Here is a 25,843-nt window from a genome sequence, read left to right as displayed (position 1 = left end):
TCGCCTGAGCCAGTCGACCGGTACACCGGATCTCCATCTGCAGGATACGCCCTCGACACGGGTAGACAGTTCTTATTCGTCCGGTAGCCACTGACTACTCGTGGTCGTCCACGCCTCTGTTCGCATCTGGTTCGCCTCTGTCGACCAGTTCGTCGAGGTTCCCAAAGGTGAGGTCTGTCCCTTTGCTCTCGCCGGGAAGGATATCTCCCAATGACGCGCCAATCGCGGCAGCCGCCCAGATCACGGAAATCCGCGCAATCATCACGATCGGTGTTGGCTCGCCGATATCCATTCGCCCCCACAGAACCATCATCCCGGCGGTCGTCACGAACGAGACCACGAGCGCGCCGGTTAGCCGACGGGGGACGAGCCCGAAGATCGGATTGACGATCCTGACGTCGCGGAAGTCGACTGCGTATATAAGACCGGTTGTCAGCGCGATGACGAACAGCACGTGGGCGACGAGATAGATCGGGATTCCAGCGACCGACACTGTGAGAAAGTGATCGGCAATCACGAACACACCGTCTTCGACCAGCAACGGGAGTGCGAAGATAATGCTCCCGACGAACGCCTCGCCGATATCTCGGGTGGTGTACTTGCCGATGTGGTCGTCGAGGAACTCACTGCCGGGCAACCGTCCGATGAGGTGTTTCGTCTCACGGAGTTCTTGATGCTGTTCGGGGGTGTTTATGGTCGCCTCGAGCTCCTCCAACTGTTCGTAGAGATCATGAATGTCGACGCTCTCGTCCCGAGACCCATCGGTGCCCATAGCCGACCAACACGCATCCGTGAATAAAGTTTGTCGTCAGTTTGGCGTTTGGTCGTCGGAGTCGAGACCGTCCGGCGAACTCGGTGATTGCTCCTCGTCGTCGCCATCCACCGTCGACGCGTGATCCGTCTCTGTGGATTCGGTTCGGCTGACTATCTCAGAAGGCGGTCGGTATTCGTAGAGATAGCCGTCGTGACGAACGTAAAACACCTCCTCGTCGGGATCCTCGATCACGCTGTTGTCGGTGTCGATCGCGAGGTCGATCAGTGCCGACAACGAGGTTGCCGTTGGCCGCGGAAGTTCGAACGCCTCCGGCGGAAGTTCGATCCGTGAGATCCAATCGTCGAACATACTGAGTTTAAACGTTAGTTATTACATTCCTACTTCCTATTAGTCACCTACTACTAGGCGTTTCAACCGGGATGTGAGGCTCTTTTTGTTGGGTCGTGACCGGTCGCGTAGTCGACCGCTGCCGAGTAGGTGACGACCGAGTAGATAAAATCCACCACCGACGAGCAGATCGATGACGACGATGGGTGCCCACGGATGGATCGCATGCAGTCCGCTGAGTAGTGGTGACGGAAGCACGGCGAGATACCCGTGTTCGACGAGATACCGCTGGTAGTAGCCCGTTTCCTCTGGTGCAGAGAGCCTCACTGTCGCATTGGTCTGGTTGAGTGGACTAACAGCAGTCGTCTCGGGTTCGATGTCGACCCCCTTGCTCGTGGGTTCGAGATACGAAACCGTCGGGACGATGCCGTGGTTCTCGACAGGATACGGCACTGTTTCCGATTCGCCCTGCGGGATCACTGTCGGGTTATCAGAGTCGAAACTCGCACTCACGACGCCGTAGCTGTGGGTGCCAGCCGGGACGACCATCGCGGCTGTGGCGGTCACTACGAGAATTGCGGCACAGCCCGCGACGATGAGTCGGGCGTTCGTTCCCGTCTCCCGTGAACGATCGCGCTCGCGTGTGGTCGTCTGTCTCTCTCGATGCTCGCTGACACCAAACCAGACGAGTGTTGTGAGAAACACGGCGGTAGCGACCGATTGCGAGTCGACCATCGACCCTGCTCCGAGCAGGGCTCCAATCCGTTGTTGTACCGTTTCGAACCCGAACTGGATGGCTTCAACGCCGGTGCCGAACTCCGGAATAACGACGACTCCGCTGTTGAACTCGAGGGCTTTGGCGACGATCTGGGCGTCTTGGACTGGTGGCTCCTCGTTGTCTTGGTCGACGAACGGGTTGCCGTCTCCCTGTGTGATGTACCCCTCGTCGGTTTCGTCGACAACACGGTGGGTTGTGAGTCCGTCACCCTCCAGATTCTGGGCGTCGAAAACGACGACATCTCCTTCGTCGATCGGTCCTGAGACCTGTGTCGGAACCGGAACGAACCCATCGCCGGGCTCGATCGTCGGGGACATACTCTCGGTTTCGACGTACGAAACCAACACCCCAACAAATAGAATCACCTTCCCGATAGTATCTCCTGTTGACATTGGAGGGCGCTACCGAGGCTCCACTCTTTAGTAGGCGTCGACTACCACGAGAATCGGTCGCCTCGTTCCCGCTGGCAGCGCCCATCTCATTTATCATCTTGGATCGCGAATTACTTGTCATACGACTGAACTGATGGAATGAAAATCAAAACCCGGTTTCTCTTTGTGTTTATTCTCGTCACGGTGATCACGGTTGGTGTTCTCGTGGTGACCTTCGACAGTTATCGGACCGATCTCCGGTCCGACGTCGAGACAACCAACGAACACAACGCACAACAGGCTGCAGCGTTCCTCGACAGCCGACTTGAGGGCCAACAACAGAGCCTTGAACTCGCCGCTGAAAACTCCGTGTTCAGTGCACACGGTGATCCGAGCCAGCGAGCAGCGCTGTCAACGTTTGTCAACGAGTCGGAGTTTAGTGGGGCCTCGGTCGCCGACGCTGACGGACGGATGGTTGAGATCGCTGGTGTCGACGCCGACAGTCGGGCCGACGTCATCGGCAGGTCGTTCGACGACCGCCAGTACGTTCGACGCGCACTCGCAGGCGAGACGTACCGAAGCGAACCGTTCGAGGCCGAAACGGGCAACCAGATCGTCGTCATCAGCACGCCGCTGGTCGAAAACGGGACTGTCGTCGGTGTGCTCACGGCCTCGTTTGATCTGACGGAGACCGAACTGTTCGATCCGATCAGTGAAACCGATGATGAGGTCGGAATCGTCGTTTCGGCCGACGAGACCGTGCTGTATTCAAACGCTGACGATTTCGACGGCAGCGTCACCGACTCCGCCTCGCTGTCGTCGACCGACTGGGTAGTAACCAGTCATTACAGGGATGCGATGATCGAACAGAACCTTCGCCGACTCGGTGGGGTCCAACTTCTCGTGTCAGTGCTGCTCATCGGTACGATCAGCGGCTTCGGCATCTGGATCTATCAGACCGAAATCCGTCACACAGAGCGGCTTCACCGGCGGATCGATAACATCGAAGCCCGAACCTACGACGACGACATTGAGTTCAGTGGTGCGGCCGAGTGGGAGGCGATTGGGGGCGCACTTGACCGCCTTTCGACGACACTTGCGCGCCGCGAGCAGATGTTGCTCGTTCTCAACCGATTTCTCCGACACAACCTCCGAAACGAGCTCAACGTCGCAGCCGGCCACACCAGCGACATCAAACGCGAGGCTTCGAGCTCACAAACGCGTCGACGGGCTGAAACGGTCGAACGGGCGATATCGGCCGTCCTCTCTGTTGCCGACCGTGTTCGGCTTACTGAAAGGCTGATCAACCCCGCCGCTCTGAGGGCCAATCGATCGAGTTGGTGGCCCTCGTGACCGACTGCATCGAGCAGGCAACCGACAGCTATCCGGCGCTCTCAGTAACGCTCGACGCGCCCAACGAACTCCGAGCCCGTGGCAGCGAGACACTCTCGTTCGCCATCGATGAGCTGTTGGCTAATGTTGCCACACACGCCGGTGCTGATCCAGTTGCGCGAATCACTGTCAAAAGGAGTGGCGAGACGGTTTGTCTCCGGATCGCCGACAACGGTCCGGGCATTCATCCAGAGGAAGTCGCTATCGTCACCGGCACGGCCGAGATCACCCCGCTCCAGCACAGCAGCGGTCTCGGCCTCTGGCTGGTCAACTGGGTCGTCCGCCGCCACGGCGGAACACTCTCGATTCTCGAAACACAGTGCGGAACCACGCTCGAAATCATGCTCCCGATCGCCGACGGTGGCTCGTAACCCACCGCCTATTTTTATACTAAGAGACTACCCGAACAGTTGACGAGCACTGTCGACCGCATCGACGAGCGCGTCGACTTCCTCACGGGTGTTATAAATGTAGAATGACGCTCGTGCGGAGGCTGCCGCACCGAGGGTGTCGTGAAGCGGCTGGGTACAGTGATCGCCAGCCCGAATCGCCACGGCGTAGTCGTTCAGAATACTCGATAGGTCGTGGGCGTGGACGCCGTCGACGTTGAACGCGACCAGACCGCCACGGTCGTCGCCCGGCGGCCCGTAAATCTCGATATCGTCGTGCTCGGAGAGCTGATCGTAGGCATATTCCGCCAGCAGCTCCTCGTGGGCTTGGACGTTCTCCATCCCGATCTCGTCGAGGTAGTCGATCGCCGCGTGCAGGCCGATCGCCTGGGCGATACTCGGCGTCCCGGCCTCGAACTTCCACGGCAGATTCTCCCACGTTGACTCCTCGTAGGTGACTTTCCGGATCATATCGCCGCCGTACAAATAAGGCTGCATCGAGTCGAGGATCTCTTCTTTCCCATACAGCACGCCGATTCCCGTCGGGCCGAGCATTTTGTGGCCCGAAAAGGCGTAGAAGTCGGCGTCAATCGCTTGGACGTCGACCGGGCGGGTAGGCACTGCCTGTGCGCCGTCGACGAACGAGTAGGCACCGACTTCGTGGGCCATCTCGGTGATTTCGGCCACTGGGTTAATTGTCCCGAGGGTGTTCGAGACGTGGACCAGCGACACCATCTTCGTCGACTCGTCGATCAACTCGGCGGCATGGTCCATGTTAAGTCGACCCTCCTCGTCGATCTCGATGAATCGGATCTCCGCACCGGTTCGCTTACAGATCTGCTGCCAGGTCACGAGCGAAGCATGGTGTTCCATCTGCGTGGTGACGACCGAATCACCTGCGCCGAGTTCGGCCACCCCCCACGCGTAGGCGACGAGGTTCATCGACTCGGTGGTGTTCTTGGTGAAGACGATCTCCTCGCGGCCCGCGGCGTTGATAAACTCAGCTACGCGGTCGTGGGCCTGTTCGTAGGCGACCGAGGCTTCCTGGCTGAGTTGGTGGATGCCGCGGTGGACGTTTGCGTTGTAGCCGTAGTAGTAGTCGACTATTTTCTCGACGACCTGTTTCGGTGTCTGGCTCGTTGCACCGTTGTCGAGATACACCAGCGGCTCCGTGTCGTCTGGCCCCTCGCCGGGGGTGGTGACGTCACCGCCGACCGTTCGGGCGAGAATCGGGAAATCCGCCCGAATCGCCTCGACATCGATTGGATAGGCTTCCTGCGTACTCATTGGTTCGATACAGGCACTCGGGGGCTAACACGTCTTCGGTCTCTCGACCTCGATGAAACGGTATTCGGTTTCATTCGGCTGTTGCTGGTGCTCTCGACGGTGTTGGGTCAGTGTATGTCGAGCGTCCACTCGCCGTCAGCGTCGACATCGAACCACGCCACCTCGTCGATCTGGGCTGTGGTCGACTCCTCGACGGTCCCGGTTTTTTCGAACAGACTGTGACTGTCTCCAGCCGCAGTTCGGGCCTGGACACTGAACGACTCGCTTCCCTCGTGGGTGGCCGTGAATGTGGCTTGTTCACTCAGCGAGACGGGGCCGGTGTAGCCGACACCCTCTCCACTGTCGGTGTACGGTGGTGACTCGGCGTTGGTTTCCGTGGCGGTGGGCTGTGCGCAGTCGACGCCCCAAGCGCCGTCGGCAGTCACCTCGAACACGTATGCGTCGTCGGTGGTCGTGAGCACTCGCCCACCCTCGACTGCGCCCTGTTCCGACACCACCACTCGACTTTCGGTCGCTTGCTCTGAGCCACCGAGTTCGAGACGGAATGCCGACTCGCCGTCGTGAGTAACGTCGACGGTCAGTATTCCGTCGTCCAGCTGAAACCAGTCGGTTCGTTCCGGTCCATTCCCCGTGAATCGGTGAGTCGCTGTGTCGTGGTTATTCGTCTCTGCGGGTTCGGTCCGTGTCGACTGCGTTGGTGGCCGTCCACTGACCGTCGTGGTCCCTCCAGCGGTTCCGAATAAAACACCGAGTAGCCGCAGGATACCACGTCGGTACATACCAACTACCTCCACCGCAGTGGCCCTATAACTATGCACCGTCAGTTCTCGGCGAATTACTCTATCGAGCCTGACAAGCGATAACAAATTAATCAGTGGGTCGACGATCAACAATCTCTGCTTACATCCAGAGCAGTTGAGCGTGCAGGGTTCCGTCGACTTCGAGCACACGCGATTGGTCGACGAGCCCAGCTTCGATAGCGACCGAAACCGCCTGCTCGCCGACGATGTTGGCGACATCAGCGCGTGTGAGTCCGTCGATTACGGCAGTTTCGTCCGCGTCAATCGCCTCCTCGCCGCCGTAAAACTCGGGTTTGACCTCGAGGCGCACGGGCTCGTCGACGAACGTCTCGCCGAGGCAGTCGTTGTCGCAGACTGAGACGAGGAGTCCTTCGGGCGTCTCGCGCTCGCGGAGCAACATCAGAACTCCTCGCGGAGCTCCTCTTCGGCTGCGGCCCGGAGTTCGTCAGCCTGTTCGATAGCCGCTTGGGCGGCTTCTTGCTCGCCGAGTTCGTCGAGCGCCAGCGCCTTCTGTTCGAGTATATCGGCGTTCCGCATTCCCAGCCGGAGGGCGTTGTCGAAGGCGTTGACCGCCTCCTCGTAGAGGCCGCGTTCGGCGAGGAAAAAGCCGCGATTGTACCACGCCTGAGGGAATCGCGGGTCGATCTCGACGGCGCGTTCGGCGTGGTCGAGCGCCTCTTCGGTCTGGCCGAACTCCCAGAGCGCGTAGGCGAGATTCGTTTCGGCGGTCGCGGCGTGTTCGGAGTCGTCGTCGATCCGGAGCGCCTCGCGGTAGGCGCCGATCGCCTCGTCGTACTCTTCGAGTTGGCCGTGGGCCACGCCCTTGTTCACCCACGCCTCCTGGGCTTGTAGCGACTCTTCGTCGGCGAACCGTGCGGCGCGCTCGAAGGCCTCGGTGGCCTCCTCGAACCGGTTGATCTGCATATACGAGAGACCGACGTCGACGAGTTCGTCGACATCTACCTGATCGGATGAGATATTGTGTTTGTCAAGGATGTCCGTGAGCACGTGTGAGTCGACTGGATCGACTTTCGTCGGATCGACCGAGAGCTCGGGCGGATCGAGCGTGAACTCCTCGTAGTCGTCGTCGACCCCTTGTCCCTCCGAAAAGCTGTGGGATCGCCGCTCTGAGTCGTCTGTCATAGGGGAGTTTGGGAGCCATCTCGGGTAAGGGTTGCGTCGGCGCGGTGAGCTGACGGCCGATCACCGGACGACCAACACTGGGACCGGTGACCGGCGCGTCACCGTCTCGGCAACGTTGCCGAGCAACAGCCGCACACCGAGCTCTCGGCCGTGGCTCCCGATAACGACGATATCGTAGTCGGCTGCGCGGTCGACGATCGCCCGCGCCGGCATCCCGACGGCGACCACCGTATTGATCTCGATCCCCTTCTCGGCGGCCAGTTCACGGGCCCACTCGAAAATCGGTTCAGCGTCGGCCTCGACCGCGTCCTCGAAGTCGTCGGCGAGTGCGAGCCCTGCGATCTCACCCAAAAAGGGTGTAGAGACGCCAGCGACGTGGAGAACCGTGATCTCAGCAGTTGGGTATGAGTCCAATACGAATTCGAGGGCTTTCTCGGCCATCTCTGAGCCGTCCATGGGTACCAAAACACGAGAGACCATACCTCGATTACGCGGTCGACCCTGATAACATGTCTCGCCGTCTCAGCCAGACGACTCGTCACTGTGATTTTTACGATATCGTAAGACGGCCTGTTCTTTCATTTTCGCCTCGATCATCACGTCGACATCGTGTTCGAACGTCTGGATCGGTCCTGCCACGTAGTCCGAGTGGTTCTGCGGTGAGATCGACGGGTCAGCCTCGTGGAGCCGCCGCGACTCGCTGTAGTGGATGATCGGTCGCACGTCGTCGGGCCACGTGTCGACGGCCAGTTCCAGCGCTTTGCGGTAGCTGAGGCCTCGGTCGGTGAACTGGTGGTGGAGTTCGTCGTAGACGATTGGCAGGCCGATCTCGTCGAACACCGACTCAACGAGTTCGGGCACGCTCCACAGCGACTTTTTGTCGTCGTTCTCCACCGTTAGTCGGTCCCTAACGGCCGGTGAGAGACGGTCGACCGCCTCGCGGAACCGCACTGCCGTCTCCGCTTTGTCACTATAGTGAGCGCCGATATGGACATTGATCGAATTGTACGGGCTTCGCGGGAGTTCCATCGCATCCATCAGGTCGCCGTGACATTCGAGATCACGGATGGAATTGTCGACGACCGACTCGGTGGGGCTGGCAAGTTTGACGAAATGGTCGGGGTGGAACGTCAGCCGCAGATCGTGTTCGTCGGCCAGCTTGCCCACCTCACTGAGGAGAGCCAAGACGGTCTCGCTGTTCGGGAGCTCGGCGAGGTCGTACTGGCTGTACCACGGAAGCAGATCCGAAGAGATACGATAAAACCCGATGTCGTGGTCGACGTTCCATTCGATGATTCGGCGGAGCCCACGGCAGTTCGATTCGGCGAGTTCGCCTGCGTAGTCGAGGCCACGATCCTCGAACGTCGACTTGCGCATGCCACGGTTCGTTCGGACGTCCTGCTCGCGGAGCGTCCGGTTGAGCGCTGCATAGCCGAACTGCGGACTGAGTGTCCGCTTTTTCGGCGTCTCGTTCCGCCTCGAAGAAGTCGACACAGTACGACCGAACGGAGGTGATCCGTGGCTGTATGTGTTCCGTTCAGTGTGAGGGTTTCGCACACAGATTTCACTTTCACCGCGCTGTTAACGATGGTTTATGCCCTCGCAGAGAGTAGCCAGTACAATGGCCACACAGTCAGATATCGAGGGGCTTCCCGGCGTTGGTCCGGCGACCGCAGACAAACTCAGCGAGGCGGGTTTCGATTCGTACAACGGACTGGCCGTATCGAGCCCGCGCGAGTTGGCCGACGCCGCGGATGTCGGCCAGGGAACCGCCGCGGACATTATTGCAGCCGCCCGCGAAGCGGCGGACGTCGGCGGCTTCGAGAGTGGCTCGACCGTCTTGGAACGCCGCAACGAGATCGGCAAGCTCTCGACGGGTGTGCCTGCGGTCGACGAGCTACTCGGCGGCGGCGTCGAAACCCAGTCGATGACTGAGGTCTACGGTGGCTTCGGCGTCGGCAAATCCCAGATCAGCCACCAGCTGGCGGTCAACGTCCAACTCGACCAGGAACACGGCGGCCTCGCGGGTCGCGCGATCCTGGTCGACACCGAGGACGCCTTCCGACCCGAGCGGATCGACGACATGGTCCGGGGTCTCGATTCCGAAATCCTCCAAGCCGAACTCGACCGCCGCGAGATCGAGGGGACGCCAGACGACGCCGAGGCGATGGACGCGCTGGTCGACGACTTCCTGCAGTACATCCACGTCGCGCGTGCGTTCAACTCCGACCACCAGATGCTGTTGGCGAAAACGGCGGCCGATTTGGCCACCGAATATGCCGAGGACGACCGGCCGGTTCGGCTCGTTGTCTACGATTCGTTGACCGCTCACTTCCGCGCCGAGTACGTCGGTCGGGGCGAACTCGCCCCGCGCCAGCAGAAGCTCAATCGTCACATCCACGACCTGCTGCGAATCGGCAGTCTCCACAATGCGGCGATTCTCGTCATGAACCAGGTCCAGAGTAATCCCGACTCCTACTTCGGCGATCCGACCAAACCCGTCGGCGGCAACATCCTCGGCCACGCCTCGACGGTTCGGGTGTATCTCCGCAACTCGAAAGGGACCAAACGCGTCTTTCGGCTGGTCGACGCGCCGAACCTCGCCGATGGCGAGGCGATCTTGCGTGTCGAAGGCGGCGGCCTGAAGCCCGAGTAGCCCGCCGGTTACATGTTGACGTCTTCGATGTGATCGGAGACGACGACCTGGCCTTTAGCGGTCAACTGCATCGCCCCGTCGACGTCCTGAATGAGTTCTTTCTCGCGGAGTTGGTCGAGAATAATGGTCGTCTCGTTCACATCGCCGGTCAGCAGCTCGCTCAGCTGCGCGCGGCCGTCGGCGCTGTACAGGGTGACCAGCGCTTCGATCTGTTCTTCGGTGAACGTGAGATCGGCAACCTCCTCCATCAGCTCGCTGTATTCGAGCTTGAGGAACCGTCCCAACAGATTGAGTTTCCGATTGTTGGGCAGCGTGATGAGCGTGGTGAGCGTCGTTCCCTTGGATGCATGGTCGACCGAGAGCGTGGGTCGGACTTTTCGGCCCAGCTCACGTTTTTCGCGGCTGAAGCTTGTGACCGAGCCGAGATCGATCGTGAAGTTCGAGCCCTTGCCCCGGAGTCGGAGGCTTCCTTCGCTGAGTTTGAGCTTCATCTTTCGGTCCGCGGCGTCAGTGACCCGTCCACCTCGTTTGGCGGGGTGTTTGACGACCACCGTCTGGCCGTTGAGCAGTACCTTGAAAAAGACAGTTTTGAACCGCTCGACGTTTTGGCCTTTGGCTTCGATAATCGCGGTTTTCTTGTCATCGCCGTCGGCGTAGGCGATCGTGACGGTGTCGTTGAAGAACTCCGCGAGTGCAGGTGGGACCGTCCCGATGTTCGTATCGATAACGCTCGAGAGGGCGATCGTCGTTCTGAAATCGCCGGTCGCGAGGACCAATCGCTTGTGGCTCAACAGGATGCGCCCGCTGACGGGCTCGGCCGACTCGACGTCCGCGGTGTGAAACCGGCCGACGAAATCCGCCACCACTGTCTCGCTCATTGTCTCTCCTTGTTTGTTGTGCCCTCTTGACTGTTTCGCGCCGGAGTCGACCGGTGGGAGTCGGTTGCAATCCGCCCGAGTTCTGTGGTTTTTGAGACCGTACAATCCGATTATTTTTTGGTCGCCCGAATGACGAAACAGCAAACTCTAATGGGATGGGTATCGAATCATGGACTGATGCCCACGGTAACTTACCTAAACTACGAGGTACTCGACGACGAAGGCTGGGAGATCGACGACGACGATCTCTTCGATAACGCCGCAGACGCTGGCCTCGGCGACGAGGATTACGGCTCGCTTGAGGTCAACGAAGGCGAGTACATTCTCGAAGCCGCCGAGGCACAGGGCTACGACTGGCCCTTCTCGTGCCGCGCCGGTGCCTGTGCGAACTGTGCCGCCATCGTCAAAGAAGGCGACATCGACATGGATATGCAGCAGATCCTCTCCGACGAGGAAGTCGACGAAAAGAACGTCCGACTCACCTGCATCGGAAGCCCTGCTGCAGACGAGGTCAAGATCGTCTACAACGCGAAACACCTCGACTACCTCCAGAACCGCGTTATTTAAACGCGGCACAGCAATTCCGTATTTTTTGTACACTGACTAGCGACGGCGCTCGTGCTCGATCGAGTAACCGCCCGTTTCGACCGTCGACACCTAAACACCTATCTGTCCTGACGTTCCGTGATGAAACAATGATCGCTTCGGGATCTGATCTGCTCCGGCTCGTCGTCCTACCGGTGTTCGCGTGGGCGGCGTGGCAGGACATCAACACACGTCGACTCCCCAATCGCCTCTGGCCGCCGCTCGCGGTGCTTGGAATCGTGTTGCTCGCTTGGGACGCCATCCAACTGGCCCCGTTCGGGTCGTTCTCGGGTCGACTGTTCCTCATCCAAGTCGGTGTGAGCCTGTTTTTTATCGCCCCGTTAGGCTACGCCTTCTGGTGGCTTGGTGGGTTTGGTGGTGCCGACGCCAAGGCACTGATCACGCTGGCAATCCTCCTGCCGACGTTCCCGACCTACACCCTCGGTAGCCTCACGCTACCGCTCGTTGAGACACCGATCGGCGTCTTCTCGTTGACCGTGCTGACCAACACGGTGTTGGTTGCTGCGGTCGTCCCGCTGGTGTTGGCGCTCAGGAACCTCGTTGGGGGCCACATTGAGCCCAAAGCGATGTTCTTCGCTCGCCCCGTGAGCGTCGACTCGTTGGTCGATCGTCACGGCAAGCTGTTCGAAACCGTCGACGGACTTTCGCGAAAGGGCCTCGATCTCGACGCCCTGCGGATGTATCTCCGGTGGCGTGGTACCACGCTGGCGGCGCTACGGACCGACCCGGCGGCCTACCGTCATCCCACGACCGTCGACGAGACCTACGAGCCGACAGACGGCGGCACGCACGTCGGCCCACGGACAGACGGTGGCGTCGAGCAGCCGGTCGTCGAAGCCGACAGCGACCGCACCGAGTCCGTCGACGATGGGACTTCCGAATCGGTCGACGATCCGTGGGCTGCCGAGCGGTTTTTCAGCGAAATCGACGGAACCGCCTACGGCTCGACGCCCGACGGACTGCGGGATGCGCTTGAACTGCTGTCGTCGATTGACCGACCGAAGCTCTGGGTCTCACCAGGCCTCCCGTTCGTCGTCCCCATGTTCATCGGGCTCGTCGTCGCCTTCAGTTACGGCGATCTGCTGTTCGGGCTGTTCGGCTGGCTCGGTCTTTTGTAACTACTTGCCAACTAACGAGAAAGCCCTATTGGGTGGCTTCCCGTTGTCGGAATCGATGACTGATCAAACCGAAATCAAGGTTGAGGTCGACTTCGGCGACGACGGGCTCGTCCCCGCGGTCGCACAGGACGTCGACTCCAAAGACGTGCTCATGGTCGCCTACGTTTCACCCGAGGCGCTCGAAGCGACTGTCGAGACTGGCCTCGCCCACTACTACTCGCGAAGCCGTGACGAACTCTGGAAGAAGGGAGCCACCAGCGGCCACGTTCAAACAATCGAGGAGGTTCGGGTCGATTGCGATGCGGATTCCCTCCTCTACCTCGTCGATCAGACCGGTGGTGCCTGCCATACGGGCCATGAAAGCTGTTTCTACCGGACCATCGATAGCCACGAGGTCGGCGAAACCGTCTTCCATCCGGACGACGTATACGAGTAGTATGGCCGACGCCGCTACGGCGGCCGCCTCGACACCGGCAGCCGAGACGGTCGCGGAGCTCGAAGCCACATATGACCGCCTTCAGGCGATCAACGCCGAGATCGACGACTATGGCACAGAAAACGTCGAGGCCGCTGCGGACGCCTACCGGAACGCCCACCGGCTACTCGATAGCTACGAGGACAGTGCGACCGGCACTGGTGACTACGGCGCGTACCTCACGTTTCAAAACAAGTTCATGCGGCTCACGAAGGGGCTCGCCGACTCGACGCTGGCTGCCGAGGAGTTCGAGCGTGCAGGTGACCGAATGGACAAACGCCGGCTCAACGAGTCGGATTTCGCCTACGCCCGCGAACAGATCGACTCCGCAGCCGAGGCCGTCGACCTCCTCGACTCACGCGAGTCGGCGGTCGAGGCCGTTCGGCGGGCTCGAAAACAGGCCGTCGACCGGTACGACGCCCTCGTCGACGAGGCTGACCGTCTCAGACAAATTCAGACACTCGGCTCTGTCGATCTCGACGTTTCGCTCGATCCGCTCGGTGAGCCGCGTGAGGCGTACAATACGGCCGTCCGCGAGGCGTTCGAGACGTACCGGTCGACGGTGAGTGCCCGCGAACTGTTCGATCTGGTCGAGGCCGCCGCGAGCCGCCCGCTGATCGACATCGACCGGCCACCACGGGATCTCGACGAGTACATTCAGTCGGCAGCCGCGGGCACCGAACCGCTGTCGACCCTGCGGGAGTACGCCGACTACTCCCCGTCGAAACTCGACCACTACGTCGACGATCCCGGTGCATTACGGACCCATGTCGCGGTCCATCAGACGTATCTCGACCGGCTGGGTCCCGAACCCTTGTTGGTCGGCTGGCCACCCGCCGAGGCCGGGGTGCTTCGGGCCCGCCTCGACGAACTCGCGCCGATCGTTCGTCGGCTCGACTCGGTTCGCCAGACGGCCGATCGAGACCCGGCGTCTGAGACCGGCGAGCCGATCGAGACCGCCCGTCGACGGCTCTGGCGACTTACTCGAAGCGACGAGTACGACCGACTCAGAGCAGTCGCGGTTGCAGACGCGGAACTCGACGACGAGGAGTTCGAAAAGCTGGCTTCCGGCGAGATCGAGGCCGAACTTGCGGCCGTCGAAACGGGCTGTGAGGCGATCGACGAGGCGCTCGATGCGTACGCGGTCGACTAGCAAGAACGGGTGCGCTACTGTGGATCGTTGGGGGCTTCGAGCACTGTTTTCATCTGTTCGGCGAGTTCGGTTGCTCGGTCTGGAGTCGTCGCCTCTGCGGTGATTCGAACCTTGGGCTCGGTGCCACTCGGTCGGACCAACACCCAGCTGTCGCCGTACTCCAGTCGGTAGCCATCAGTCGTGTTCAGCACGGTATCGGTCGACTCGACGTACGCTCTGGCCGCCGCAAGCATGTTCTGCAGTTCGCCTTCCGACTCGTAGGTGAGGTTGATCCGTTTGTTGTGGTACGACTGGTAGGGTTCGACGATCTCGCTGGCGGGTCGCTCGGCGACGTATTCGAGGAACTTCGCACCGATGTACGGGCCGTCACGGACGAGCCGGTGGTTCGGAAAGAAGATCCCGCCGTTGCCCTCGCCAGCGATCGGGATCGATTGCCCCTGGGCCCACAGCTCTTTGATTCGGGTAATGATGTGTGTCGCGCCGATCGGCGTCAGCTCCAACTCCGCGCCGACTCGGTCACAGACGTCGACCAGTCGTTGGGAGACGTTGACTGCCGCAACGGTCGAATCGCCCGCCGAAAGCACCTTTTCGGCCAGCGCTGCCAGCGAGACGTCACCGTCGATATACCGGCCCGTTTCGTCGAAGAACACCGATCGGTCGGCATCACCGTCGTGGGCAATGCCGAGATCGGCGTTCGTCGACCGGACGAGTTGCCCGAGGTCGGTGAGGTTTTCGGCCACCGGTTCGGGAAGCCGGCCGGGGAAGTGGCCGTCGGGCTGGGCGTTGACGGTCACGACGCGACAGCCCAGCCGTCGGTAGAACTCCGGGCTGACGAACGTTCCCGCACCGTGGCCCGGATCAAGGGCGACGGTCAACTCGGCGTCGGCGATTTTCTCGCGGTCGACCGCACCGAGCAGTGAGTCGATGTACTTGTCGTTGACGCCGCTTACGTCTGTGGTCTCACCGACCGACCGCCAGTCGGCGGTCTGGAACTCTTCGGTCAGGACGTAGCGTTCGATCCGCTCGAGGGTGTCGACGGTGAGTTCGACGCCGTCGCTGCCGATGAGTTTGACGCCGTTGTACTCCGGCGGATTGTGCGATGCGGTCAGCATGATGCCCGGTACCCCGTGGGTTTCGCAGTAGTGGCCGACTGCGGGTGTCGGTGCCGTACCGAGTCGGTCGACGTCGAGGCCAGCACTCGCCAGCCCAGCGGCGGTCGCATCGGCGAACAGCCCACCGGTCGTCCGGGTGTCGGTGGCGACCGCGGCCCGGTCGGCTTCCCAGACCGTGCCCGCGGCCCGCGCCACCCGGAGAACGAACTCGGGGGTGAGGTCGGTCCCCGCGACCCCCCGAGCGCCACTGGAGCCGAATACCTTCATAGCTCAGAGTTTGTCGGCTACTTCATAGTGGTTCCGAACCACACGCAAACGGGGGTTCCCCGATCGGTTCGACCCGTCCAACCAGCCAGTTATGGAACGCCTACCACTTCGTGTCGCCGGTAGAGATAGTATACTGCAACCACGAAACTCACCGTGAACGCCGTCAGCAGGACTGAGGCGGCTGCAACAAGCAGATACAGCACCGCATCCGGCTCCCACGGTGTGGTTGCGGCCTCGATTGCCTTCGCGTCTTTATAAATGCCCAGCGGAAACAACACCGAGAGCACGAGGCCGACGATTCCGTAGGCGAGCGATCCGAGCAGTATCAGTACGCCAACCACCCCGGTGCCGAGGCCCATCCCGCCACCGATGTCGACGATGAAACCGAGCAGCAACAGGCCGCCAGCGATGATTCCGGCAATGAACCCGACGGCGACGTAGACCGGGATCGCCGCCACCCAGTACCACCAGTTCGACTCGACGGTGTCTTTGTCGGGTTTCGGTCGGTCGACCTGTCGTGTCGCTTCAGTAGACCGGTCCGCACCGGCGGCCGCCGGTGGCCGAACAGGTCGGTCTTCTGAGTCGGTGGTGTCGACTCTCGCCGATCGGGTCGGCGGTTCAATCGTGTCTTCGGGCTTTTCAGCGTCCATACCTCCACCGTTCGAATTCTCGTCGGCGTCTCTTGCTGTTGGCCGAGCAGTCGGCGGCGGTGAGATCTGCTCGTCCGGCGGCTGATCGTTCATATCCGTTGCTACTCGTCGACCCCGATTAACGCATCGGACGTCCACGTTACGGAAACACTACTGTTTCTCCAGTTGAAATAAAGGGGGTCCTGGTCGACTGATTGGCCGACGCTGGCTCACTGTCGACCCAACCAACGAGACACCGAGACGGGTCGAACGTACCCAGTAGGCCGGTTCTTCGAGAAGGTCTCTCGGTCGATGGCCGCGTCGACGCGCCGGTTCGTCTCGAACAGCAGCCAAACAGCAGTCCTCAGCTTTTCATACTCTCCACATGAAACGGAGGGGTCTCGGACCAACTGACGACCGGTATTGAGCGACAGCAAGTTGATATATACCACACGAATACATTCACATAGAATGACTACCGAGGATCAGGACGGGCCAACGGGCAACGGCGAGACGGTCGTTTCACAGGCGTCGTCTACACTGGTGGTCCGATAGCTTCGTCGGTCGACATGGGCATTACTCACCGGTTAAGCGTGTGAATCGCCTGTCCCTCGGCGTTCTCGGCGGCCTCCATCACCGCCTCGGCGAGGGTGGGGTGGGTGTGGATCGTTGCGCCGATGTCTTCGAGCGTCGCCCCGAGTTCGATCGCAAGCGTCACTTCGGCGATCAGCTCGGAGGCTTCGGGGCCGACGATCTTTCCACCGAGTACGAAGCCGCTGTCTTCGTCGGCGACGATCTTCACGAAGCCGTCGGTGTGGCCCGTCGTGAGCGCTCGCCCGGAGGCCCGGAACGGCATCTCGCCGACGACTGGCTCGAAGCCCGCTTCCTCGGCTTCCTCGGCGGTCATCCCCGCGGTTGCGATCTCCGGATCGGTGAACACGGCTGCGGGAACTGCCTGTACGTCCATCGCGGCCGGTTCGCCAGCGATGACTTCCGCAGCGACAATCCCCTCTTTCGAGGCCGTATGCGCCAGCATCGGATCACCAGCCACGTCGCCGATCGCGTGGATGTGGTCGACGCTCGTTCGCATCCGGTCGTCGGTCGGCACGATGCCGCGGTCGGTGGTTTCGACGCCCGCCGCGTCGAGATCCAGCGTGTCGGTGACGGGGGCGCGGCCGACGGCCACGAGCACCTTGTCGGCCTCGTAGGTCGACTGTTCGCCGTCTTCGGTCTCGCTGGTGACCGCGATCCCGTCGTCGGTTTCGGTCCACTCGCTGGCCCCTTCGCCGAAGTTGAACTCGATGCCGAGGTCTTCTGCGTGCGACCGGATGATCCGGGTCACATCGCTGCCGTAGGTCGGCAGGATGTCGTCGAGCATCTCGACGACCGTGACCTCGGTGCCGAGTTTGGCGAACACCGTCGAGAGCTCCATGCCGATGTACCCCCCACCAACGACGACTAGTCGGTCGGGGATCTCGGTCGCCGCCAGCGCGTCAGTCGAACTCCAGACCGGCTCGTCGGCGAAGGTGAAGCTCGGAATTTCGATCGGCCGCGAACCGGTAGCAATGATCGCGTTCTCGAAGGCGATGGTCTCGCTGTCCTGTTCGTCGCCACCCTCGATTGCGACGGTGTGGTCGTCGACGAACCGCGCAGTGGCCTCGACCAGTCGGACGCCGTTTGCCTTGCAGAGCTTTTCGACGCCGCCGGTGAGTTGGTCGACGACGCCGTTTTTCCACTCGTTCATCGCCCCGAGGTCGACCTCCGGGTTCGCCGAGATGCCCATCATCTCGGCATTCGAGGCTTCGTGAGCGACATCTGTGGCGGTGATGTAGGCTTTCGAGGGGATACAGCCAGTATTTAAACAGGTGCCGCCGAAGGCGTTCTTTTCGATGAGCGTGACATCGAGATCGTGTTGTGCAGCGCGGATGGCGGCCACGTAGCCGCCCGGCCCCGCACCGATCACTACCAGTTCGGTTGCTGTGTCTGCGTCGACCATACTCGCTGTTCAGTGTGTGGGGGTAAAATCCCGGCCCTTACGCCGAGGTCAACAGCAGCCGGTTCGGCGACTCCAGATAGCCGAGTAACTGCTCGACGAACGCCGCCGCCTCGGTGCTGTCGACCACGCTCGAATCAACCGCCAGCGACACCGGCAGCGTCTCGCGGGCGACGACCGCGCCGTTGTCGACGACGGGCCGCGGTTCGATTGCACCGAGTACAAGACTCGCCGTCTGGGATTCGTCGATCGGCAGCGTCGCGTACTCGTCGCCGATCGCGCCGACAGTCGTCACGGTGAACGTCCCGCCCTTCGTCTCCGTGGCGGTCAGATCCCCCGCTTGGGCCCGGTCGACGAGATCACTGATCTCCCCGGCGAGTTCGAGGACCGTCTTCTCGTCGGCGTTTCGCACCACCGGCACTACGAGGCCATCGTCGGTGGGGACGGCGATGCCGATCTGATACCCGTCGCCGTCGACTGTCTTGCCCTCGTCGTCGACCGTGGCGTTGAGCATCGGAACCGTGGCCAACGTTCGGACGACCGCTTTTATAACCAGCGGGAGGAGCCTCAGTGTCACACCGTGGTCGGCGGCGTGGGGTTCGAGTTCCGCCCGGAGTTCCGTGAGGTCGTCGACGATGGCTGTGTCGTAGTGTGCGGCGTGGGCGAGCGCGGAGGTCGACCGTATCGTTTCGACTTCCTCTTCGGCTGTCGCGGCGTCGGCTGCACCGCTGGCCTTTGAGACGGCCGACTTCCCGCTCGGCGTGAACGGTTTGGGTCCGGTCGTCTCGTCTTTCGTTGTCATGCCCGCGCCACTGATCGCCTCGCCGTCTTTCGAGACCGCCGATTTCCCGCTCGGCGAGAACGGTTTGGGTCCGGTCGTCTCGTCTTCCTTTTCGCCTTCGCTCTCGGCGGCCGTACGAACGTCGTCCTCGCTAATGCGGCCGCTCTCGTCCGAGCCGTCGACGCTGCTGATGTCGACACCGAGTTCGCGGGCCAGCCGTCGGGCTCGCGGCGGCGCGAACACCCGCTCCGAAACCGTGACCTCGTCGACCGGCTGGTCGGTCGGTTTCGGCATGGCTTCGCTATCGGCTCCGCCCTCTTCATCGGCCTCGCTGTTGGCGGTGGCTGGCTCCGTTGCCGTCTCGTCGACCTCGATACGGAGGATTTCTTCACCGACTGCGACGGTCTCGCCCTCGTCGACGAGTAGTTCAGTCACGGTGCCGCTTTCGGAGATCGGGACTTCGACGACCGACTTTTCGGTTTCGACTTCGGCGACGGGCTGGTCGGCGGTGACCGTCTCGCCAGCGTCGACGAGCCACGCGACCAGTTCGCCGCTGTCGCTCTCGCCGAGCTCCGGGAGCGTGAATACGTTGCCTGTCATATGCTATGTATCGTCGACGTGTGGGATACTACCTGCGGTTCGGTTTTCGTTCGGGTTTCGTTCGGTTTCTGTTGGGGCTCGTTCGGCTGGCGGACAGTATGGAACCGAGGTTCGGCTGGTTGGCAATATAAACCGTGGTTCGTCGGTTTGAGCCGCCAGCACTACCTGTGAACAGTCTTATGGGGAGGCAGTATCGGTTACAAATGCGCTACCGATCAAAGCACTACCGGTTACATACACTCTACCGCTCGAATATTTTTTCACGCGAGCGCGCGGTCGACTTGGAGCCAGAGACAAACGTTGTATAGGCCCAATAGACGCCGTACAGTACGATGGCGATCACCAGCAGCCGGATCGCCATCATGACTGCCCACGCCACCGCACCGAAGAGGACACTGACAATGGTCCACACGATTGATATAAGAACGAACGCAACGAGGAGAACGCCCGTCGCTTTAAGTAGGGTTTTCGTATTGACCATAGTAGCTGTTCGAGCTATCCGGGCAAAGTCGTTGTGGGGCGTTTGCCTACTGTGGAGGGCTGATGTCGGAGGCCGACTCTTCCGATGGCTCGGTCGACTCTCGGAGCCGGATTGCACGCTGTAGGCAGAGTTCCGCGATATTACCGCCGTGTTCGACCGTCCGTCGCACGCTGTAGCATAGCCGCCCCATTGCCGCGGGCTCGTCTGCCCACTTGGCACTGATCGTCTCACGAAGGTCGTCACGGGCCGCCAGTAGCTCGTGGGCTGCTCGGGCGTCAGGCTCGTCGACGATCAGCCCGACCGCGTCCGAGACGAGTTCGCGCGTTTCACCGCCGATCCGACAGATCTCGCTGAGTAGTGGGTCGTCGCTCCGAGGTGTTAGTTCCGGGGCGATCGAGGCGATCGTTTCGGCGTGATCGGCGACCCGTTCGAGTTCGCGCGTCGTCCCCCACAGCTCGTACAGTGCCGGGCGGCCGTAGCCCAGCGCGTCGACCTCGTCGAGACGGGCTTGACCCCGGATGAACGATCGGTCGACCATCGCCGACAGACGGTCAGCTTGATCGTCCTGGGTTACGATGTTGGTTGGCGTCACGTCGGCGGTGACCGCATCCATTGCCATCTCGTGCATCGACAGCGCGACAAACTTGAGCTGGCGAACCGACTGGCTGACCGAGATCTTGTCGCTATCCAACAGGACCTTGACGACGATCTCGGTTGGCGAGCGATCGACCACTGAGACGCCAGTCAGGTTCGTCGACACCTCGTCGACGATGCGCCGCTGTTCGGCGGTGAACTCGTCGGTCGCTTCGAGTGTGAGCTGTCTAATACCGGCGGCGTAGGCCGCTCGGAGCGTCTGTTCGAGCCTGGCAGTCTCGTTGGAGCCGATCCGGACTGTCGGGTGGCGCTGGTCGTTGTCATGTTCCTGTGGTTGGATGACCAGCACCCCGTCGAGGTGGTTGTGGACGTTGACGATGTCTCCGGGGGAAATCCCGTTTTCCTTCCCCCACGCCTTCGGCAGCGAGACGGTGTAGGTACCGCCGCCGACCGACTGGACTTTGCGCGTGTCCATCCGCTGCTCACCCGAACTTGCCGGTGATGTAGTCTTCGACCCGTTGACTCTGTGGGTTTTCGAACACTTGGTCGGTATCGCCGTACTCGACGAGCTGGCCGCCGGTCAGAAACACCGCCGTTTGATCCGAGATGCGGGCGGCCTGCTGCATGTTGTGGGTGACGATGACGACCGTATACTCTTCTGCGAGATCCGCGATGAGATCCTCGATTTTGGCGGTCGCGATCGGATCGAGCGCGCTCGCTGGCTCGTCCATCAGGATCACTTCGGGGTCGACCGCGAGACACCGGGCGATACAGAGCCGCTGTTGCTGGCCGCCCGACAGACCAAGCGCGTTGTCATCGAGTCGATCCTCGACTTCGTCCCAGAGCGCGGCCTGTTCGAGCGACTGTTTGACGATTTCGTCCTCGCGCTCGCTGTCGTCACGGCCGGTCAGTTTGGCGAGCAGGTCGGTTTGGACAGTCCCGTGTTTTCGTGGTCCGTACGCGATGTTGTCCCGAATCGACTTCGGGAACGGGTTCGGTGCCTGAAACACCATCCCGACGCGCTTGCGGAGTTCGACGAGATTCAGTCCGTCCTGATAGATGTCCTTGCCTTCGAACATCACACTGCCGTCGATCTCGGCGGCGCGAATCCGGTCGTTCATCCGGTTGAGACACCGGAGGAACGTCGACTTCCCGCAGCCCGAGGGTCCGATGAGTGCGGTGACGCTCTGTTCGGGAATCTCGATCGAGATGTCGTCGAGCGCCTGATCGTCGCCGTAGTAGACGTCGAGGGACTCGACGCTCAGTTTGGGCTCGCCGTCGAACTCGTAGTCGACCCACGTTTCGGGCGTCGCTCGTGTCTGTGCACCGGGGTCACGATGGCGTTGGCTATCGTACGATACACTTGTCGTCTCGCTTCGCTTCGTGTTCTGTGTCGTTGTTTCGGTCATGAGTTGAGCCTCCGTCGGAAGTAGAGCCGCGAGAAAATGCCGATCGCATAGAATGACAGCACGACCAGCAGTAGAATGAACGCCGTCGCCCAGCCGAAATCAGCGGCGTTGTCGGCCGAGACGCCCGCGGTGATCGTCGCGTACAGCTGGTAGGGCAGCGCCGGTGCGCTTTCGAGCAGCGCACTGTTGGCGACGAACGGTGGAGTGCTCGTGAACTCGAACGACCCCAACACCTCGGGAGCGCCATCACGGAGCCCGCCGGCCATCACCAGCAAAATCGGCGCGGTCTCGCCGGCGATCCGGCCGACACCGAGGATGACGCCCGTGAGCACGCCGGGCATCGCCGCCGGGAGCACGACGCTTTTGATCGTCTCCCACTTGCTCACGCCGAGGGCCGCACTCGCATCACGGTACTCGTCGGGTACCGCCTTGATCGCCTCGCGGGAGGTGATCAGACACAGCGGCAGTAGCATGAATCCGAGAACGAGCATACCGGTAATGAGTGAGGTCGACCCCCCGAGGCGAGGCACGAGGAAGGCGTAGCCGAACAGTCCATACACGACGCTGGGCGTACTCCAGAGGCCGTTTGTGGCGATCTCGACCGCGCCAACAAAGCGGCCCTGTTCGGCGTACTCGGTGAGGAAGATCGCCGCCGCAACCGCAAGCGGAACGCCGGTGATCACCGCGCCGATGACGAGCCAGATTGTCCCCATGATCGCGGGGAAGACGCCGTTGATGACCTCGGGCCGGAACGAGTAGCCGTTAGTGACGAACGGCCACTCGAACGGATACAGCGAAAAGCCCTCAAAGGCAGGGCTGACGCCCTTCGACGCGATGAACAACAGCAGGCCGACCAGCACGAGAATGATTCCGACCGCGTTGATTCCCACCAACAGGTAGCCAGCAGTCTGTCGACCCTGGCTGCCGTACCCCTCGTAGGCTTTCGCGCCAGCCCACATCGTGACTAGTGAGGTCACGCCGAGGACCACCGGAATAACGATCGAGCCGGTGAACGTCGCCGAAAAGCCGACCGGCTCCCACGAGAACGCGGGCGTCAGGACGCCGCCGAGCACGAATCCGCCAGCGACGATGGCCGCCCCGCCAGCGGGCAGGGTCGACCCGATGTCTTCGGGTGCGAGCGCAACGCCGACGAGTGTGAGCCCGCCAGTAACGATAGCGACCCCGAGCCAGCCGACTGTGGGAAGACCGAACGCTTGCGAGGCGGCAAAGCCAGCGACGACCGCCGCCCCGAGACCGAACAGCGCCGCCGTGGTGAGCCCTGGCGTCGCATCGGGTGTCGTCTCGAACCGACCGGTCCACGAGCCGACACCGAGGACGAGCGTGAGCACGCCCATCGCCAGCAGTCCCCCCGCGAGGAACTCGTAGAGGCCGATGCCGAGGACGAGCGTCTCCTCGGTGACGATCCGAACGAGACTCAACACCGAGAACACGGCCGTTACGAGCCCGAGTCCGACGACGCCAGCGGCAATCCGCTCGGGCGTGCTCGTTCCGTCGACGACCAGTGCGGTGTCGGAATCAGTCCGGTAGCTCATTGGCTTCCTCCGAGCTTTCGTTCCATCCGAAGCTCGATGCGTCGGGCGGCGATGCTGAGAATCAGCACCGTCACGAACAGCACGACGCCGGCGGTGAACAGCGCGTTCATGTGGAGGCCGTCGGCGTTACCGTACTGACTGGCGATCAGGCTCGTCAGCGTCTCGGTGTTGTCGAACACGTCCTGAAGCGGATCGGGGAGTCGCTGGCTGTGGCCGAGAATGACCGTCGTAGCCATCGTCTCACCGACCGCTCGGCCGACACCGAGCAACACGGCGGCCGAAACCCCCGAGAGCGCCGCCGGGAGCGTGATCGACTTCATCGTCTGCCACTCGGTCAGCCCGAGTGCGATCGCGCCGTCACGCATACTGTCTGGCACGCTCGTGAGCGCGTCGTCGGCCACCGAGACCACCGTCGGCAGCGCCATCAGTCCGATGACGAGCCCCACCAGAAACAGGCTCCCCAGGTTCGCCATCTCGAAATTCTGGTAAAAGAACTGGTTCAGCGTGACGAAGCCGAGGTAGCCGTAGACGATCGAGGGAATTCCCGCCAGAATCTCGACGCCGGGTTTGATCGTCTCGCGGACAAGCGGCGGGGCAATCTCGGCGAGAAAGAGCGCGGCAGCGATGCCGAGCGGGGCGGCGATCGCCGTCGCCAGCAACGTTGTCACGAACGTCCCCCAGATCATCGGAACCAGCGAGTAGGTGTGCTGGCTGGTGCTCCAGAAGTTCTCGACGCTCGGAATGATCGTTACGCCGAAGACGTCGACGGGTTCGGTGAAGCCGAACAGTCGGAGCCCCATGCGCTGGAACACCGGCAGGGCTTCGTAGAAGACGAACACCGTGATCAGCCCGAGAATTATGATCGTCGAGGCGGTCGCGAGGAACGTCAGCGCACGTGCGGTTTCGGCCTGGTGAGCGTACCAGCCGTAGCCGGTCGTCACCAGAAAGCCGATCAAGGGAACCACCGCGACCGCCGAGTTCAGCAGGAACAGGACGAACGTCGCGAGCAGACAGCCACTGCCGAGCCCAGCCAGTCCGACGAGCGTGCTATCTGATTCGGTGATCCAACCCAATCGCTGCCCACGGCTGAACCGTGATACGTCAGTCATGTGTAATATCCATTATCAATAAATTTCGTAGTCAGTCGTCGGTCGCCGCGTTCAGTTCGAGGGGTCGGGTAGCTTGTTGATTTCTTCTTCGCGACGCTCGTCGGTCAGCGGGAGGTAGTCGGCGGGCTCGACGAACTTCTCTTGGCCGTACTCGCTCAGCAGCATCCGGATGAACGCCGCCTCCTTCTCGGAGGTGCCGTCCCACGTGTAGGTGTGGAGTGCCCGTGACAGCGGATAATCGAGCGAGCCGAAGTCGTCGGGGAACTCGTACATCTCGCCGTCGATTTCGAGATCGACTGCGGGCGTCGAGCCCTCCTCGACGAACGCCAGCGCGATGTATGCAATCGCGTTGTCGGAGTTCGAAACATCTGTCTGGACCTGCTGGTTCTCACCGCGTCGGCTGTCGACGCCGTCCATCGAGGCGTCGGGGTCACCCAGCACGTTGTTCCGGAACGAGGTGTCGGTCCCCGACCCTTCTGAGCGACCGATTGCCTGAATGTCGCGGTCGGGACCGCCGACTTCTTCCCAGTTGGTGACCTCGCCGCGGTAGATTCCCTGGACGTCTTCGAGGGTCAACGAGGTGACGCCCTCGTCGTAGATCTCTGGGCTCACGACGAGCGGCTGGGAGTCGACGCCGACGACGTGGTCGGTGAACGGTTCGAGCTCCTCCTCATCGCGGTCGGGGAACTCCGCGCTGACCGGCGCACTGGCGTCGCCGATGTCGACCTGGCCGTTTTCGAGCTTTTCGAGGCCCACACCGGTGTGGTTGAGGCCGATGCTTGTGGGGAACGGCGGGGTGCCATCCTCGCCGCTGGGTTCGAAGCCGTACATTCCGGCCCAGTAGTCGGCCATGTTCTCGTCAGTGTCGTAGCCGTACTGGTCTGGACCCCAGTACTCCTCGTCGTCGGCCGGGGCGTTGCCATTCCACAGCGAGCCCGCTTGGCTCGTGATCGGGTAGACCGTCGAGGAGCCGTCGGCCGTCAGCGGCTCGCTGTCGCCGCCCTCGCTGCCGTCTGCGGTGTTCGATTCCTCGCTTCCGTCGTCGCCGCCCTCATCGCTCTCGCCGCCGGTACAGCCAGCGAGCCCGGCGACGCCCGCCGCACTCGAAGCGACGATGAACTTTCTTCGCGATACGAACTCGGATCGGCTCTCTCCGTCTGATGCCAT

The 25,843-nt window shown here is 61.7% G+C and carries 27 protein-coding genes; 7 read left to right on the top strand and 20 right to left on the bottom strand.

The window, feature by feature from the left end; translation table 11 throughout:
* Positions 1-94 precede the first annotated feature (94 nt).
* The 3 genes from O2S87_RS06825 to O2S87_RS06815 are packed head-to-tail and all read right to left on the bottom strand — an operon-like array spanning position 95 to position 2,272.
* A complete protein-coding gene (locus tag O2S87_RS06825) occupies positions 95-772 on the bottom strand; it encodes a DUF2391 domain-containing protein (RefSeq protein WP_475408051.1) in 678 nt (225 codons plus the stop codon).
* Between the two features lie 36 nt (positions 773-808).
* Positions 809-1,123 (bottom strand): DUF5305 family protein, encoded by a 315-nt coding sequence (locus tag O2S87_RS06820; protein ID WP_475408050.1) that lies wholly within the window; start codon positions 1,121-1,123, stop codon positions 809-811.
* A 39-nt stretch (positions 1,124-1,162) separates the two neighbouring features.
* Complete coding sequence (locus O2S87_RS06815) at positions 1,163-2,272, bottom strand: S26 family signal peptidase (protein ID WP_475408049.1); 1,110 nt, start codon at positions 2,270-2,272, stop codon at positions 1,163-1,165.
* Positions 2,273-2,410: 138 nt separating this feature from the next.
* Between O2S87_RS06815 and O2S87_RS06810 the strand changes: the two genes are divergently transcribed.
* On the top strand, positions 2,411-3,604 hold the full coding sequence (locus tag O2S87_RS06810; RefSeq protein ID WP_475408048.1) for a PDC sensor domain-containing protein: 1,194 nt from the start codon (positions 2,411-2,413) through the stop codon (positions 3,602-3,604).
* Positions 3,601-4,014, top strand: coding sequence for a sensor histidine kinase (locus tag O2S87_RS06805; protein ID WP_475408047.1), 414 nt, complete (start codon positions 3,601-3,603; stop codon positions 4,012-4,014). The genes O2S87_RS06810 and O2S87_RS06805 overlap by 4 nt, the downstream gene beginning before the upstream one ends.
* A gap of 27 nt (positions 4,015-4,041) precedes the next feature.
* Here O2S87_RS06805 and O2S87_RS06800 read toward each other — a convergent pair whose 3' ends face one another.
* The 6 genes from O2S87_RS06800 to uvsE all read right to left on the bottom strand — a co-directional run bounded on the left by O2S87_RS06800 (position 4,042) and on the right by uvsE (position 8,756).
* Positions 4,042-5,319, bottom strand: a complete 1,278-nt coding sequence (locus tag O2S87_RS06800) for an aminotransferase class V-fold PLP-dependent enzyme (RefSeq protein WP_475408046.1) — start codon at positions 5,317-5,319, stop codon at positions 4,042-4,044.
* 107 nt (positions 5,320-5,426) lie between these two features.
* Positions 5,427-6,098, bottom strand: coding sequence for a hypothetical protein (locus O2S87_RS06795; protein WP_475408045.1), 672 nt, complete (start codon positions 6,096-6,098; stop codon positions 5,427-5,429).
* 121 nt (positions 6,099-6,219) lie between these two features.
* Entirely contained in the window at positions 6,220-6,519 is a 300-nt protein-coding gene (locus O2S87_RS06790; RefSeq protein ID WP_475408044.1) for a DUF424 domain-containing protein, read from the bottom strand.
* Positions 6,519-7,262 carry a tetratricopeptide repeat protein gene (locus O2S87_RS06785; RefSeq protein WP_475408043.1) on the bottom strand — a complete coding sequence of 248 codons (744 nt, stop codon included), beginning with the start codon at positions 7,260-7,262 and terminating at the stop codon, positions 6,519-6,521. Before O2S87_RS06785 ends, O2S87_RS06790 begins: the two co-directional genes overlap by 1 nt.
* Positions 7,263-7,322: 60 nt before the next feature.
* On the bottom strand, positions 7,323-7,742 hold the full coding sequence (locus O2S87_RS06780) for a universal stress protein (RefSeq protein ID WP_475408042.1): 420 nt from the start codon (positions 7,740-7,742) through the stop codon (positions 7,323-7,325).
* A gap of 42 nt (positions 7,743-7,784) precedes the next feature.
* Positions 7,785-8,756, bottom strand: coding sequence for a UV DNA damage repair endonuclease UvsE (gene uvsE, locus O2S87_RS06775; protein WP_475408041.1), 972 nt, complete (start codon positions 8,754-8,756; stop codon positions 7,785-7,787).
* Between the two features lie 127 nt (positions 8,757-8,883).
* Here uvsE and radA point away from each other — a divergent pair, with 127 nt between their 5' ends.
* Positions 8,884-9,918, top strand: a complete 1,035-nt coding sequence (gene radA, locus O2S87_RS06770; protein ID WP_475408040.1) for a DNA repair and recombination protein RadA — start codon at positions 8,884-8,886, stop codon at positions 9,916-9,918.
* 8 nt (positions 9,919-9,926) lie between these two features.
* On the opposite strand, the gene O2S87_RS06765 is transcribed toward radA, so the two are convergent.
* A complete protein-coding gene (locus tag O2S87_RS06765) occupies positions 9,927-10,796 on the bottom strand; it encodes a CheF family chemotaxis protein (protein ID WP_475408039.1) in 870 nt (289 codons plus the stop codon).
* Positions 10,797-10,973: 177 nt separating this feature from the next.
* Between O2S87_RS06765 and fer the strand changes: the two genes are divergently transcribed.
* From fer to O2S87_RS06745, 4 genes are all read left to right on the top strand, one after another.
* Positions 10,974-11,363: a ferredoxin Fer gene (fer, locus tag O2S87_RS06760; RefSeq protein ID WP_475408038.1), complete on the top strand. Its 390-nt coding sequence runs from the start codon at positions 10,974-10,976 to the stop codon at positions 11,361-11,363.
* Positions 11,364-11,491: 128 nt separating this feature from the next.
* Positions 11,492-12,520, top strand: a complete 1,029-nt coding sequence (locus tag O2S87_RS06755; RefSeq protein ID WP_475408037.1) for an A24 family peptidase — start codon at positions 11,492-11,494, stop codon at positions 12,518-12,520.
* 55 nt (positions 12,521-12,575) lie between these two features.
* On the top strand, positions 12,576-12,956 hold the full coding sequence (gene hisI / locus O2S87_RS06750; RefSeq protein WP_475408036.1) for a phosphoribosyl-AMP cyclohydrolase: 381 nt from the start codon (positions 12,576-12,578) through the stop codon (positions 12,954-12,956).
* A gap of 1 nt (position 12,957) precedes the next feature.
* A complete protein-coding gene (locus tag O2S87_RS06745) occupies positions 12,958-14,148 on the top strand; it encodes a DUF7118 family protein (RefSeq protein ID WP_475408035.1) in 1,191 nt (396 codons plus the stop codon).
* 14 nt (positions 14,149-14,162) lie between these two features.
* Here the strand turns inward: O2S87_RS06745 and glmM are convergent, their stop codons facing one another.
* The 10 genes from glmM to O2S87_RS06695 form a co-directional block, all read right to left on the bottom strand.
* The gene (gene glmM, locus O2S87_RS06740) at positions 14,163-15,527 is read right to left on the bottom strand and encodes a phosphoglucosamine mutase (RefSeq protein ID WP_475408034.1); all 1,365 of its coding nucleotides are present in this window, start codon (positions 15,525-15,527) and stop codon (positions 14,163-14,165) included.
* Positions 15,528-15,616: 89 nt separating this feature from the next.
* The gene (locus O2S87_RS06735; RefSeq protein WP_475408033.1) at positions 15,617-16,270 is read right to left on the bottom strand and encodes a hypothetical protein; all 654 of its coding nucleotides are present in this window, start codon (positions 16,268-16,270) and stop codon (positions 15,617-15,619) included.
* A gap of 466 nt (positions 16,271-16,736) precedes the next feature.
* Complete coding sequence (gene lpdA, locus O2S87_RS06730; protein ID WP_475408032.1) at positions 16,737-18,152, bottom strand: dihydrolipoyl dehydrogenase; 1,416 nt, start codon at positions 18,150-18,152, stop codon at positions 16,737-16,739.
* A gap of 37 nt (positions 18,153-18,189) precedes the next feature.
* Complete coding sequence (locus O2S87_RS06725; RefSeq protein ID WP_475408031.1) at positions 18,190-19,530, bottom strand: dihydrolipoamide acetyltransferase family protein; 1,341 nt, start codon at positions 19,528-19,530, stop codon at positions 18,190-18,192.
* A gap of 241 nt (positions 19,531-19,771) precedes the next feature.
* Positions 19,772-20,011: a hypothetical protein gene (locus O2S87_RS06720; protein ID WP_475408030.1), complete on the bottom strand. Its 240-nt coding sequence runs from the start codon at positions 20,009-20,011 to the stop codon at positions 19,772-19,774.
* Positions 20,012-20,057: 46 nt separating this feature from the next.
* The gene (locus O2S87_RS06715; protein ID WP_475408029.1) at positions 20,058-21,080 is read right to left on the bottom strand and encodes a PhoU domain-containing protein; all 1,023 of its coding nucleotides are present in this window, start codon (positions 21,078-21,080) and stop codon (positions 20,058-20,060) included.
* A 7-nt stretch (positions 21,081-21,087) separates the two neighbouring features.
* Positions 21,088-22,014: a phosphate ABC transporter ATP-binding protein PstB gene (pstB, locus tag O2S87_RS06710; protein WP_475408028.1), complete on the bottom strand. Its 927-nt coding sequence runs from the start codon at positions 22,012-22,014 to the stop codon at positions 21,088-21,090.
* A complete protein-coding gene (gene pstA / locus O2S87_RS06705) occupies positions 22,011-23,567 on the bottom strand; it encodes a phosphate ABC transporter permease PstA (protein WP_475408027.1) in 1,557 nt (518 codons plus the stop codon). Before pstA ends, pstB begins: the two co-directional genes overlap by 4 nt.
* Complete coding sequence (pstC, locus tag O2S87_RS06700; RefSeq protein WP_475408026.1) at positions 23,564-24,676, bottom strand: phosphate ABC transporter permease subunit PstC; 1,113 nt, start codon at positions 24,674-24,676, stop codon at positions 23,564-23,566. Before pstC ends, pstA begins: the two co-directional genes overlap by 4 nt.
* A gap of 51 nt (positions 24,677-24,727) precedes the next feature.
* Positions 24,728-25,843 carry a PstS family phosphate ABC transporter substrate-binding protein gene (locus O2S87_RS06695; protein WP_475408025.1) on the bottom strand — a complete coding sequence of 372 codons (1,116 nt, stop codon included), beginning with the start codon at positions 25,841-25,843 and terminating at the stop codon, positions 24,728-24,730.

It is taken from the genome of Halohasta sp. A2, assembly GCF_056175805.1.
The sequence above is the reverse complement of the archived record's forward strand: the minus strand, read 5'-3'. Positions and strand labels throughout refer to the sequence as shown.